Below are 13,163 nucleotides of genomic sequence, written 5' to 3'. Positions count from 1 at the left end.
AAAAGCCACTCTTTGAGTGGCTTTTTTGTATCTGTAATTTTAGCAATTTACTTTATCAGCTCATGCACTATCGGCCTATCTCCAGTTTGGACTTGATGCTGCAAGTGTCGCCAACCATGAGTTAACTCGCTTAGCGGCTCTTTTCGCTCAGGAAAGTGCGAAGATAATTTGTCGATCACTTCAATTTGCATTTTACACAATAACGACCAACGGTCTGCATTTGATAGGTACATAGCGTTTTCCTTAACGAAGGGGATGATATTTCCTTAATTGATTAACACTAGGTCATAAACCTAACGTTGCCAAATTAAAATTGCGTGTTAGCGCACTGTTAAACATTGCTACTCCAGAGTATCTTTATTCTATAAACATAAGATAGGAGACATCATGACAGCTACGATTTTTAAACTTATTTTTATCGCAATTGGTTTGTTTCTGGTTTATAAGCTGATATTTGGTGGTAAGAAGGGATCGACTATTTTCGAAATGCACTTTAAAGACGGCCGTATGACTCACCACAAAGGCAAAATCCCCGAGCGTTTCGAGAAGGAATGTCGACATCTTGCTAAAGCAGATAAACTCACTTGTACTATCAGAGCCGAGAAAAATACCGACGTCCGACTACATATATCTGCCAATGTAAATGACAATCTACAACAAAGGATCCGTAATCAATTTCCCTTTGAGTATTACGATAAGAAGACAGTGGATAATAGTCGTCAAGCGGGTTAATTTTCCGAATCATCAGCCCTTATGTCAAAGTAAGGGCTGCACAATCCACTCAAACTCTATTGAGATTGATCAATCTTAGAATTTAATCGGATCCTTTGGCTCTAGCTTTCCATCTTCGCGCGCATCACGAACACGGCGCTCATTATCTTGCACCATAGGATCGCCACTCGATTGATGAGGATCTGCTTGTTTCTCTGAAGTGTCTTCGAAACGAAAATCAATGTTAGAACAAGCTGTTAATGAAATACTTGCTAACACAGCCAGTAACATCCAATACTTTTTCATTATATGATTCACGATAGATTGCTTTGAGCCAGTCTAGAGCAGTCAGAGAGCGATTATTAGCCAAGCCATACCGTTAACCATGGCCGCAAGCCGCTTAATCTAGCTTTTGGATCACTAAAGTCACCTTAGCAACGGTAACCCCCCACTTAATAATGTCGCTTTTATTGATGATGGTATTGTCATTAACTAAAAACATCCAATCATCAAAATGCACTTGGTATTCATCACCATCAACAGGCAATAACATATCGTAGCGCCAGCGCAGCGCGCTTCCCCTCGCCTCACCTACTGCAGTACCAATAATATCGCCTGCCGTGCCGGTATACTGTCCATCACCTAGGGAGGTTATACGCCAGATACGGGTTTGGGTTTCACCGTCATCATAGACAAACCATTCATCGATAACGCCTTCGTTCCCTTGCCAACTCGCCTCCATCGTGACATTAAATTTACGGATCACTTTGCCACTAAAATCCTCAACGATGCCCGATGCCTTAAGCGGGCCATTAAAGAATTTTTCCAATACTAATGGTGGATTTGTACCTTGATAATCAGCTACTTCAACCGAGGAACAACTAGATAACAGGCTGAGCATCAATAAACTTAAGATGACATTTTTAGTCCAATTTAGCTTTAACAATCGCATGATTTTTCTCCTAGTAATTGCGCTCGTAAACTTGGACGACTGGTTTTAGTCGATAACCAAATCGCTAAAAAAGCCTGTGCAAATTGTGGTTCTTGGATAAGCCCGAGGGGTTGTTGATTAAAATAAAATTGACTCTGGTTTGCATCGATAATCTTAAAACTTAAATGATCACCTGGCGTGACATCAGGCCAAATGCCCTTTAGTAAATTAAGCCAGTGACCAATATCAGTATCGGCGTAACCTAGATGTCGCCATTGGTCGGCTGTGGCTTCCAGTAAATCTGCAGCATCAATATCACGATAATATTCAATATCTAACAGTTGCGGATACTCCCCCTGCTGATACTGACCGGTTGGAGTCATCAGACGAGCTTTATATAAGTTGAACCACAACCAATCCATTTCGCCGCGCCCAACCTCAACAAGATCCTGGGTCACCGAGTTATCGACCGTAGCGGTTGAATTTGCATATCCAGGAAAAAGGAGTAACAACCCAAAGATGGCGCTAAGATACGTTTTAGTCGATAGCATAGACATCCGATTCCTCCACTTGAAAATTAACGATCACACAAGCGACGATGTTCTAGCCCATAACGCCTTATCTGCCTATAACTACGGGATATTTTGATAAACAGCGGCAATAAGATAGTCCAAACAACAGCAAGGATAATCATGGAAATACTTTCGCCAAAAGGAAGCGTCACCGCATTAAATTGCGCGCCCGCAATGTAGCTAAGACTGCCAAAAACACCACCCAATATAACCTGCAAAATAATAGGTAAAGCACGCATAAAAACGAGGCTATGGTGCAGGCTCAAGGCAAAATGCAGCCATAGACAAGCGAGCCACCAAGGTAAAACGGTAAACTCAAATACCCCGAACAAAGTGAGCAAGGTATCAATCGCAATACCCAGCAACCCCACCTTAATCATGGTACTGAAGTCCCGAAACACAGCTTGTCGGTTTTCAACCAAAGCCAACAGTATAAAATGAATCAATAACAATGAGATATTGAGTAACAACACTCGATTACCCCATAAGATGCTACTCCACCAAACACACTGAAAGCTCAAGGCGTTGTAGATAATAACTCCTTGAAGCTTAGACATATTTTGAATGTATCTGACCATAGAGAGCATCTCTGCGCGACGTTAACTACGGTTAATCGTATTAGGTAAACGATACCCGGGGCGTACAGCCACTAAATGCACAGTGCTTGTGGTGCGCTCTAAAAATCCGCCTTCGCAGTAACTGAGGTAAAACTTCCACATGCGAATAAAATCTTCACCATAACCAAGGGCTTGGATTTGGGCAACGGAACGATCAAAGTTGTCGTGCCAATCCTTTAAGGTTTTGGCGTAATCTAAGCCCATGTCATCAATCGACCAGACCTGCATATCGGTGCGCTTCGCCAAATGGCCAACCATTTGATGAACCGAAGGCAAACAGCCGCCAGGGAAAATATATCGCTGAATAAAATCAACGCTTTTACGATAACTATCGTAACGCTGATCTGAAATAGTGATTGCCTGTAATAACATCCGCCCTTCGGGTTTGAGCAATGATTCCAGCTTTTTAAAGAATCCAGGCAAATATTCATGACCTACGGCTTCAATCATCTCGATAGACACCAATCTATCGTATTGACCGCTAAGATTTCGATAATCCTCGGTCAGCAACGTCACACTATCGCTTAGCCCTTCACGTTCGACCCGCGCTTTAGCATAGGCATATTGGGCATCGGAGATGGTAGTGGTCGTAACGTGCACGCCATAATGTTTAGCTGCGTAAATCGCCAAAGCGCCCCAACCAGTACCGATTTCTAATAGGGTTTGCCCCGGCTTTAAATCGAGCCGTTCGCAAATGGTTTTGAGCTTGTGTAGCTGCGCATCAGCAAGGCTTGCCTCGCTATGGGGATACAAGGCACTGGAATACAGCATTTCACGGTCTAAAAACTGCTCATACAACGCATTGCCCAAATCGTAATGGGCAAGAATATTACGCTTAGAGCCCTGTTGAGAATTACGATTAAGCAAGTGCTTAAAGCGATTAATCGAGCCAGTAAGCCAACTAAATTTAGCTTCAATCTGGTCAAGTAACGGCAGATTTCGAGCAAAAAGTTGCACGACTTTGGTTAAGTCAGGGCTGGTCCAATGGCCTTGAATATAGCCCTCACCTGCACCGATCGAGCCTGAAAACATCACTTGACGATAAAAGCTCGGATGCTTCACGACTAGCGTTGCATGTAACTCACTGTGGTGCTCACCAAAACGATAGCTTTTATCCCCCTCGACTAAGGTTAAACATCCGTTAGGGAGATTTTCTAAGGCCTTGAGCAGTAGCTTACGGGCAAGACTGTCAGGCAATTTTGCCGTAACAACTGAAGATTGCGATGCAGTGTTTTCCATATTATTTCTCCATTTGAGCAGGATGTGGCACAAAAGGCACTCGTTTGTAGAACAGCTTTAGCGCCTGCCAGTAAATCCCACCGAAAATTTTCAACGTCATAAAAGGGAAGCGAAACAACAGCGTCCTAAGTGATGTGGCATTAATGTCTTGGCGAGTCATCGAAAGCGTTGCATTAAATAAACGCTTGCCTGAATGATTCGGCAGATTTTCTATACCAATATTTAAGCGTTCAGTGGGGGGGGCAACATGCCACTGGTAGCGCATATCAAGATTCATAAAAGGTGAAACATGGAACACTTTATCCGTTGTTTCAGGAGCCGATAAATCCACTAAATAGCAGTGGCGCTGATCCCACGGGGTGTTACTCACTTCGGCAAGCATGTATAAAGGCTGTTGATTTTGATAACAAAAATAGAAATTTACCGGGCTAAAATACACGCCAAAATGCCGAATTTGCCCAACAAATAGCACTCGATTACATCGCTCTTCTCCGCCCAATTCTGCCACTTGCTGAAGCACTCGGATCTTGAGGGCTGAAGCACTCGGCTCCTCTATATCGAGTTTGCGGTTAAGATTGTCCTTTGAGGTAAACGTAGTGAGATAGTCCGCAGGATTAAATCTCAGCAAGGCGCGGCGCTGACTAGCAAATATCCGCCCCATACGACTGATAGAATCAACTTCATCCAAATCAATCGCCAGCAACGCCATTTTGTAGCTAAAGTGATGTTTTATTGGGGTAAAGCGACTATGCGTCACAGTGCCGTAGTAAATACCACTATTGAGCTCACTCATAGGCTAATCCCAAAATGGTCGCAAACATCTAACGCACTTCGTACACCATCTTCATGGAAACCATTGTGCCAATAGGCCCCTGCAAAATGGGTGCGGTTTTTGCCAGAAATCTCCTCCCGCCTTGCCTGTGCCTGTAAACTACGTTCGTTAAAGACTGGATGAGCATAGTTGAAACGACGCAGAATTTTCGACTCATCAATGAGCTCACTCTGATTAAGCGTTACGCAAAAGGTTGGCGCGTCGCTAGGTAGGCGCTGCAGGATATTCATATTATATGTCACTGATGCAGGACGTTTTTTATCGCCATCTAAGCGATAATTCCAACTTGCCCAAGCCGCTTTACGCTTAGGTAGAATACGGGTATCCGTGTGCAGCACCACTTCATTATTTTGATACTGTAAGTCGCCCAAAATGGCTTTTTCAGCGGAGGTAGCATCGGTTAGCATCCCAAGCGCTTGGTCGCTATGGCAAGCTAGAATCACTTCATCGAACACATGCCACTCGCCATTAACCTGAAGCTTGACGCAATCATCATGGCGTTCGATGGCACTAACTGGGCTGTTTAAATGCAGATTATCTTTAAATGGTGCAATTAATTCAGGAATATAACTGCGTGAACCGCCCTTAAGCACATACCATTGTGGTCTGTCCGTCACATTTAACAGTCCATGATGCTCGAAGAAACGGATAAAAAAGCGCAGCGAAAAAGCCCGCATATCTTCAATGCTCGATGACCAAATCGCCGCGCCCATTGGCAAAATATAATGCTCAGCAAAAAAAGCTGAAAAGCGCTCTCTGTCGAGGAAATCCCCTAAATTAGCATCAGGGTATTGGTCCTGCTGATAAATGGCTTTACAGCTTTTATTAAATCGAACAATTTCATTTAAAAAGGCCCAAAAGCGCGGATTCAGGAGGTTACGCTTTTGGGCAAACAAACTCGCAAAATGATGGCCATTGTATTCAAGCCCAGTGAGCGCATTGTGCACGCTAAAACTCATCTCTGTCGGCAAAATACTGACATTAAGGCGGGCTAACAACCGCTCAAAACGGGGATAAGTTCTATCGTTAAATACGATAAACCCAGTATCTATCGCATAGGTTTTACCTTGATAATCCACATCCACAGTGGCAGTGTGGCCACCGATATAATCATTAGCCTCAAATACAGTCACTTTGTGTGACTGGCTCAATAGATGAGCGCAGGTCAGCCCTGAAATCCCAGTACCTACAATGGCAATATTTTTCATCTTCCGGTGTCCTTTAGCGCTTTTGCTTGGCTATCTCTTTGGATCATTTTTTGCCATACAAATGCTGGTAAAAATGACATCAATTTCAACAAATAAGTAAATCGTTTTGGAAAATGGATCTCTGCGTCGCCGCGTTCGATACCAACACGAATCGCCAACGAAGCTTCATGCACATCAATTTGCATTGGCATGGCAAAGTCATTTTTGGCAGTTAAGGGGGTTGCTACAAATCCAGGGCAAATCACGCTGACACTAATATCATCTTGCGCAACATCGAGTGACAGACTCGCAGCCAAGTACTTAACGCCCGCTTTAGATGCGCCGTAAGCCTCGGCACGGGGAAAGGGTAAATAAATCGCGCTGGAACTCATCAAGGCTAATTTCGATCCTTTTGGCATTAGAGGCAAAAATGCCCCTAAACAGTAGCCCATCGAAATCAAGTTAGTGTGAATGACTCGCTCAAAGAGCTGATCATCAAAATGTTTTGCATCGTCGATATACTCACAACTACCGGCGTTGAGGATCACGATATCCAATAGACATTCACTGCTCGAGAGCATATCGCCTAGCTCAGTAGCAGCCTGCTGGACTTGAACACGATCGCTAATATCAAAACTCAAGCAAGTGGCGCCTATCAGTTCCTTCTGCGCCAACAAATCAAGTTTTGAGGCGTCGCGGCCACAGGCAATCACATGCCAACCCAAGGCCAGATAATCCTTTGCTAACTGCAAACCGATACCTGAACTTGCCCCAGTTATCAGCACTGTATTGATTTTTTTGGTGAGCAAAGAGGTCATTACTTAGCCGCCCTATCTTTAAGCAAGCGAATAAGTCCGCCCATACAAGGCAAATGTTCATACAGCATTTGCCCGAGGTCGAAATAGTCCCGATGAAAATAAATGCGCTGATGAAACTTAAGCTGGCTCATCCCATCAACCCGAACTATCTCTCCTTTATTGAGCTTAGGATGACGATATTGCATTTGCCAAAACAGCGATGCTTGAGTGTCATCCTGTAATACTTCTTTGATTTCAAAATGAATATAGCCGATATTTTGATAAAGCTTGGCAAAATACTGTGTCAACGCGTTTAAGCCATTCACTTGATGCATAGGATCGATAAAACAAATATTGTCATCATAGACCTCTGCAAGTAGATGCAGATTATCCTTATTTAACGCTTGATAGAGGCTGATAAAATCATCTACTAATCCGCTATGCTCAATCTTCGCTTGGTTTATCATCCAGACACTCCCTAAGGGATAAGTATTAAGGTTGAACTTGTGGTCTAAGCCTTTTTCAGCACACCCAGTACCGTCAGCGCTCTTGCTCTTGCCGCATTGTGATCAACAATCGCATAGGGATAATCCGCTTGCGATGCAAATAACGGTGCTTCAAACAACGAAGGCATTTTTTGCTGATTCGGTTGATGCAATCGCTTAACGCCCCAAGATGCGAGTTCTGGTAAGTACTTACGAATAAAGCGGCCATCTGGATCAAACTTTTCGCTCTGGCTCATAGGATTAAAAATCCGAAAATACGGCTGCGCATCACAACCGCATCCTGCCGACCACTGCCAACCGCCGTTGTTAGCCGCCAGATCGCCGTCGATAAGATGCTGGCGGAAATACCGCTCGCCCCAACGCCAATCAATGAGCAGATGTTTGGTTAAAAAGCTCGCCACCACCATACGCAGGCGATTGTGCATCCAGCCGGTTTGATTAAGTTGGCGCATAGCTGCATCAACTATCGGATAGCCGGTTTTGCCCTCGCACCAAGCTAAAAACTCATCGTGATTGTTGCGCCACGACACATGATCGGCTTGGCGATTAAAATTGTGTCCCTTGGATAAATCAGGAAAAGCCACCAGCAAATGACGGTAGAACTCCCGCCAAATCAGCTCATTTAGCCATGTTCGCCCGGGGCTAGTGTCATCAACCATTACCTCAGGGAAACGTTGTAAAAGCGCCGCGACACATTGCCTTGGACTGAGTACACCAATCGCCAGATAAGGGGAGATAACACTGGTGCCATCAATGGCGGGGAAATCTCTATCTTGCTTATAGTCTTGCACTTTTTGCTGAATAAACTGATTAAGCAGCCGCTTGGCTTGCCCCTCACCTGCCGCCCACTGTTCACTCGAGATAAGCGGGGTTGATATGGTTTGATTTAAATCTGTTTCTGATGGCGTAGTGCCCTTGTTAGTCGGAGAATCAGCAAAGCCGATATTTTTAAAAAATAATGTCTTAGGCTCCGATAAGATAGGAGCAAGCGGTGCTGGCACACCCAGCGGCACAATCGGCTGCTTTGCGGCAACCTCTCGCCACTTGCGGCTAAAAGGAGTAAACACCCGATACATGTCACCGCTTAAATTAAACACAGTTCCCGGTGGTAATAAGCAATGTTCATCACTAAGCACCAAAGGAATCCCCGCTTCAATACAAGCTTGATCGCGCTTTTGCTCATTGATCTCAGGTTCTCGTCCTGCAAATACCCGTCCAATACGATGCTCTTCACAATAACCCGTTAAAAATGCGGGAATATCTTTAAAGCTATCAAGTTGAATGAGTTCAAATTCAACTCCTAAACTCGCCAGTCCTTGGGCCAGTAGATTCACATGCCGCTGAATAAAGTCGAGTTGAATTGGCGCGATATCATGGCGACGCCATTGACTTGGGGTGGCAATGTAAATCGCTTTAAGCTTGGCGGCATGATGTTGCCTTACCCAATCACAGGCGGCCGTAAACGCCTGATTATCGGTAAGGCGCAGATCTTGGCGAAACCACATTAACGCCTGTTTCTCCAAACCGCATTGATTAATGCTCATCGGCGCTCTCTCCTTCAATCAGTGCAGCATTAGCCTGGTTTTTCTGTCTACGATACTGTTTTTTATGTTGCTGCTTTGCGGCCGTTATTTGCAGAATGATCTCGGTAACACTAGGGGCGATATAGTCCGATAAAGTGGTTAGTGTCGGCGCGAAAGGGCCAACGAGATAGCAAGTGAGTGACTTAGTCTCCAGCAACATTTGCAGCTCTGTCTGCTTTGATAGTGAGTGATTCGCCTCTGGCAATAACACTAACGCATCAACCTTAAGCCTGTTATTGATTAGCCCAAGACTGCTGATATGTTGCACGCCTAAGTTGACCACTGAGACTCTTAAATCGGCAAGTTCCAGTAATAGTGCAAGGCAATACAAACGGTTAGTAAGGCTTGAACTGGGCGCAAGCGTAGGCTCTGTATTTTTTTGCGATGTAACATAAGGCAAACGCACTAACGCAATCTGGGGCGAGCTTGCTAGCCCCGCTACGCTTAAACGCCCACCGATACGGCTAGCTAACTCACTGTCTAACCAAGCAAGTAGCAGCTCCACATCTAAACGCGGCTCCAATAAAGGCATTAATTGTGCAAACCAAGCTTGTAGCAGTTTTTGTTTAACCAATTGAAATGGATATAAGCCCAAGGCTTCATCTAAGATTTGGTGAAACTTGAGCTGATCTAACTCAAAAAATGCAGTATTTAACGCCAAAATCTGCTCATGCCAAAAATCAGACGATTGAAATTGCACACTTGCGACATCTATTGCTTTAGCCGAACTTATCAATAATGGCTTTACCTTACTGATGGCAACGCCTTTTGCTAACCATGCATTAATCTCATGGATTTGTTGAATATTTTCGGCAGTATACAGCCTGTGCCCCTTGGGAGTACGCTCAGGGATAACAAGCCCAAAACGCCGCTGCCATGCCCTTAATGTCACCGCATTAACGCCAGTAAGCCGCGACACCTCACCGATCGGCAGTAATTCGCTACTGCTGGGATTATCAGCAGCAAGCTCTAAATTATGATCTTCCATTTTTGTCTCTTAACTCATGAATCAGATTGGTTGGCCCAAGCATGTTGTGCTAAACCATTTCGCCAATCGTGGTTTGTATCTGTTAAGCCATTTTGCTCAAACGCACCTATCAGCAAAACCCTAGTAGGCATAACGCAGTTTTAACTCCTCCGGATGGGGATTTAAGTACACTTGATCTTCAATATATGGCGTTGGGAATTGTCTTAAGTAGTGGTTAATCAAGGTGATAGGCACTAACAGAGGCAAGAGTCCTTGACGATATTTCATAATCATTTCAGATAGTTCTTGTTTTTGCTCCTTAGTTAAGTGCTTTTTAAAATAGCCCTGAATATGCTGCAAGGTGCTGGTATGATTTCTACGGGTCGCATTGATTTTTAAGGCGGTCATAAAGCCTGTAAAATAGCGGTCAGCGGTCGCTTCAATATCCTCAATATTGGCCACAATCGGTCCAAGCTCGCGATACCATTTAGGACTGTGGGCCATTAATAAGTACTTATAACGGGAGTGAAACTTCACTAACTTATGCTTAGTCAGCCCCTCGTGACGCATTGTATGCCAGTCGTGATAGGCGTAGACCCGAGTAAAAAAGTTTTCCCGCAGCACCATATCGTGCAAACGCCCTTCTTCTTCAACCGGTAAATGGGGATAACGCTCCATTAATTTGCGGGCAAATACGCCAATACCGGATTTAGAGCCGTTATTGGTGCCAATCTTGTACTCTGTCACACGTTCCATACCGCAGGTTGGGGATTTAGCACAGAGTAGATAACCGCCTAAAAAATCTAACTCTTCTACTTTGCGCTCACTGAAATCATTGAGTTTTTCGGTGACATCTAAACTTCCATCCGCGCTCTGTACCCGTATTTGTTCACCATCGCGTACTAAACGAATACTTTTACGAGGTGCGCCTAGGCCAATCGCCATTTCTGGGCAGATAGGAACAAAATCAAAAAATGGGGCAATTTCTTGATTACAATAGGAGGAATTTTTATGACCACCGTCAAAACGTACCTTCTCCCCTAACAGGCACGCACTGATCCCTATTTGAATACGTTGCGGATTAAACTTGTACATAATGAGATTCCTTGTATCAATTTAGATACTATTACGGACCACTCTTGTACAAGGATCAAGTTTTTGTACAATTTTTTATAAAAATATTTTTCTACTAAAAATCCAACGAAAGTCGCCAGAGTTTGGCCTTGATATTGCTTAATTTATTTGCCCTATTGGCGCGGCATCTGAAAGTGAAAATCAACGAGGAAAAATAAGGAAATGACTGTCATCAATCCCAATAGCTATGCGGCCATCGCGTTGAACCAAGTAAAATCGTTGCAAACTCAGCAAACGCAAGGTGTATCAAGCCCTGCGGAAAATCCGAGAGCTCAAATGACAGCCCCGCAAGATACAGTCACCCTATCTAGCGGCGTGACTCGAGATGCTGAAACCAGTGATACCTATAGTCAGCTTGCGCCTGATGCCAAACAACATTACACCGCTAATGTGCAACATATTGCCGGTACGGCAGAGACTGAAAAGCCGCATAATAGATTAGAAGACGCAATGCAGGCGATTCTCGATAAACGCACAGGCATTGATAGGGATAAGCTTAAACAGCTAGATGCGGAGATAGCAAAAATAGCCGGTGATGACAGCTTATCCGAAGAGGAAAAAGCAAAAAAAATTGAATTACTTCAAGCTCAAAAAGTGGAGCTAATTAAAGAAGCTACTGAGAAAAATGAAGAACGACAACGCAATAACCAGGCTGAAGTGTATTTTAGTTAATAACGCGAGCGGTATGGCGAGCACAACAAGCCCAACTTAATCATCATGCAAAGCCATTGGTGAAATGATTATCCGCCCTATCAAAGGGCGGCTCGCTATCAGAAACAACCTTGTCGCCTTAATTAGCGCTTTTTACCACCTAAGGCGCGTTTTTTAGCCCGTTGTTTTTGAGCAGCTTTGCTATTGCGCCTTGGCTCGGAGACCATTTTGTTAAAATCGGGTTCAAAGCCAGGATACCATTGTTGTGGCAAACGCTTATCGAGCAAGGCTTCGACTTTTTCTAGCAGTAGCGCATCCTCTTGGCTAAAAAGCGTAATAGCCACCCCGGCACTGCCAGCGCGACCAGTACGACCGATACGGTGAATGTAATCTTCAGCAATAAACGGCAATTCGAAATTAATCACATACTGTAGTTCAGCAATATCAAGCCCTCTTGCAGCCACATCGGTGGCAACTAAGACTTGCACTTGTCCTTGTTTAAACTCCTGCAATACCTTTTCCCGCGCACCTTGGGACAAGTCGCCATGGAAAGCTTGCGTTGCCACCCCGAGTTGATTGAGCTGAGTGGTCAGCTTATCGACTCCCTGTTTAGTGCGACTAAATATCAACACTTGCTGCCAATTTTTGCTACGGACTAAATGGCTGACAAACTCAGTTTTACGATCGCTATCAATGGCATAGACTCGCTGCTCTATCTGGGCCGCGGTCGTATTACGTTTAGCCACTTCAATCAGCTTGGGATTACGCAGAAGGTTTTTGCTGAAACTAAAAATCGAATCATCCAAAGTGGCGGAAAATAGCAGAGTTTGTCGGTGAGCGGGCACTTGCTTAAGCACGGCTTTGATTTCATCCATAAATCCCATATCAAGCATCCGGTCGGCTTCATCAAATACCAGTGTGTTCAATTGGCTAAGATTGAGTGCACCTTGACGTAAATGATCAAGCAAGCGGCCTGGGGTTGCAATCAACACATCAATCCCGGCGTTAAACACCGCTTGCTGCGCCTCGATACTCACTCCGCCGTAGGCAATACCCACACGAATATCTGTGCCTTTCGCATATTTTACAAAGCTTTGCTGAACTTGTAGTGCCAACTCCCTCGTTGGCACTAAAACTAAGGCGCGGATTTCTTTTGGCGCCTTAAGGTTTTCGTTATCAGCGATTAAGTGTTGCAGAATGGGTAATGCAAAGGCTGCGGTTTTCCCCGTTCCCGTTTGAGCCCCCGCCATCACATCCTGTTTTGCTAAAATGGCGGGAATGGCTTCAACTTGAATAGGCGTGGGTTGTTGATAACCAAGTTCAGCTAAGGTGTTAACTAATTGGGTATTTAAGGAAAGCGCGCTAAAAGACATGAAACATCACCAAAAACAATCATGCCGCAATGTTAGCAGACCGGACGGACTGCGACCAGTTTA

16 protein-coding genes are annotated in these 13,163 nt (G+C 44.5%); 2 read left to right on the top strand and 14 right to left on the bottom strand.

Features of this window, described 5'->3' with window-relative positions; translation table 11 throughout:
- Positions 1-47 precede the first annotated feature (47 nt).
- Positions 48-233: a hypothetical protein gene (locus AEA42_RS11695; RefSeq protein WP_037420841.1), complete on the bottom strand. Its 186-nt coding sequence runs from the start codon at positions 231-233 to the stop codon at positions 48-50.
- A 154-nt stretch (positions 234-387) separates the two neighbouring features.
- On the opposite strand from AEA42_RS11695, the gene AEA42_RS11690 reads away from it, so the two are divergent.
- On the top strand, positions 388-732 hold the full coding sequence (locus tag AEA42_RS11690) for a DUF3634 family protein (protein WP_037420843.1): 345 nt from the start codon (positions 388-390) through the stop codon (positions 730-732).
- 75 nt (positions 733-807) lie between these two features.
- Here the strand turns inward: AEA42_RS11690 and AEA42_RS11685 are convergent, their stop codons facing one another.
- From AEA42_RS11685 to AEA42_RS11630, 12 genes are all read right to left on the bottom strand, one after another.
- Positions 808-1,020, bottom strand: a complete 213-nt coding sequence (locus AEA42_RS11685) for a hypothetical protein (protein ID WP_055647829.1) — start codon at positions 1,018-1,020, stop codon at positions 808-810.
- 91 nt (positions 1,021-1,111) lie between these two features.
- On the bottom strand, positions 1,112-1,663 hold the full coding sequence (locus AEA42_RS11680) for a DUF3833 domain-containing protein (RefSeq protein WP_037420845.1): 552 nt from the start codon (positions 1,661-1,663) through the stop codon (positions 1,112-1,114).
- Complete coding sequence (locus AEA42_RS11675) at positions 1,651-2,199, bottom strand: chalcone isomerase family protein (RefSeq protein ID WP_055647813.1); 549 nt, start codon at positions 2,197-2,199, stop codon at positions 1,651-1,653. The genes AEA42_RS11680 and AEA42_RS11675 overlap by 13 nt, the downstream gene beginning before the upstream one ends.
- Before the next feature lie 20 nt (positions 2,200-2,219).
- Positions 2,220-2,771: a DUF2878 domain-containing protein gene (locus AEA42_RS11670; RefSeq protein ID WP_239000508.1), complete on the bottom strand. Its 552-nt coding sequence runs from the start codon at positions 2,769-2,771 to the stop codon at positions 2,220-2,222.
- A gap of 42 nt (positions 2,772-2,813) precedes the next feature.
- Positions 2,814-4,070, bottom strand: a complete 1,257-nt coding sequence (locus AEA42_RS11665; protein WP_037420850.1) for a cyclopropane-fatty-acyl-phospholipid synthase family protein — start codon at positions 4,068-4,070, stop codon at positions 2,814-2,816.
- Between the two features lies 1 nt (position 4,071).
- Entirely contained in the window at positions 4,072-4,863 is a 792-nt protein-coding gene (locus AEA42_RS11660) for a DUF1365 domain-containing protein (protein ID WP_037420853.1), read from the bottom strand.
- On the bottom strand, positions 4,860-6,110 hold the full coding sequence (locus AEA42_RS11655) for an FAD-dependent oxidoreductase (protein ID WP_055647811.1): 1,251 nt from the start codon (positions 6,108-6,110) through the stop codon (positions 4,860-4,862). The genes AEA42_RS11660 and AEA42_RS11655 overlap by 4 nt, the downstream gene beginning before the upstream one ends.
- On the bottom strand, positions 6,107-6,907 hold the full coding sequence (locus AEA42_RS11650) for an SDR family NAD(P)-dependent oxidoreductase (RefSeq protein WP_055647810.1): 801 nt from the start codon (positions 6,905-6,907) through the stop codon (positions 6,107-6,109). Before AEA42_RS11650 ends, AEA42_RS11655 begins: the two co-directional genes overlap by 4 nt.
- Positions 6,907-7,353, bottom strand: coding sequence for a nuclear transport factor 2 family protein (locus AEA42_RS11645; RefSeq protein WP_037428819.1), 447 nt, complete (start codon positions 7,351-7,353; stop codon positions 6,907-6,909). The genes AEA42_RS11650 and AEA42_RS11645 overlap by 1 nt, the downstream gene beginning before the upstream one ends.
- A 44-nt stretch (positions 7,354-7,397) precedes the next feature.
- Complete coding sequence (phrB, locus tag AEA42_RS11640) at positions 7,398-8,936, bottom strand: deoxyribodipyrimidine photo-lyase (RefSeq protein ID WP_055647809.1); 1,539 nt, start codon at positions 8,934-8,936, stop codon at positions 7,398-7,400.
- Complete coding sequence (locus AEA42_RS11635; RefSeq protein WP_055647808.1) at positions 8,926-9,963, bottom strand: MerR family transcriptional regulator; 1,038 nt, start codon at positions 9,961-9,963, stop codon at positions 8,926-8,928. The genes phrB and AEA42_RS11635 overlap by 11 nt, the downstream gene beginning before the upstream one ends.
- A 120-nt stretch (positions 9,964-10,083) precedes the next feature.
- Entirely contained in the window at positions 10,084-11,037 is a 954-nt protein-coding gene (locus AEA42_RS11630; protein WP_055647807.1) for a DUF523 and DUF1722 domain-containing protein, read from the bottom strand.
- Positions 11,038-11,238: 201 nt separating this feature from the next.
- Here AEA42_RS11630 and AEA42_RS11625 point away from each other — a divergent pair, with 201 nt between their 5' ends.
- Complete coding sequence (locus AEA42_RS11625; protein WP_055647806.1) at positions 11,239-11,748, top strand: hypothetical protein; 510 nt, start codon at positions 11,239-11,241, stop codon at positions 11,746-11,748.
- Between the two features lie 122 nt (positions 11,749-11,870).
- Here the strand turns inward: AEA42_RS11625 and AEA42_RS11620 are convergent, their stop codons facing one another.
- Positions 11,871-13,100, bottom strand: a complete 1,230-nt coding sequence (locus tag AEA42_RS11620; protein ID WP_055647805.1) for a DEAD/DEAH box helicase — start codon at positions 13,098-13,100, stop codon at positions 11,871-11,873.
- Between the last annotated feature and the right edge of the window lie 63 nt (positions 13,101-13,163).

This window comes from Shewanella sp. Sh95 (assembly GCF_001308045.1).
In the GTDB taxonomy this organism is placed as follows: domain Bacteria; phylum Pseudomonadota; class Gammaproteobacteria; order Enterobacterales; family Shewanellaceae; genus Shewanella; species Shewanella xiamenensis.
This window is presented reverse-complemented; position numbering and strand designations above follow the sequence as displayed.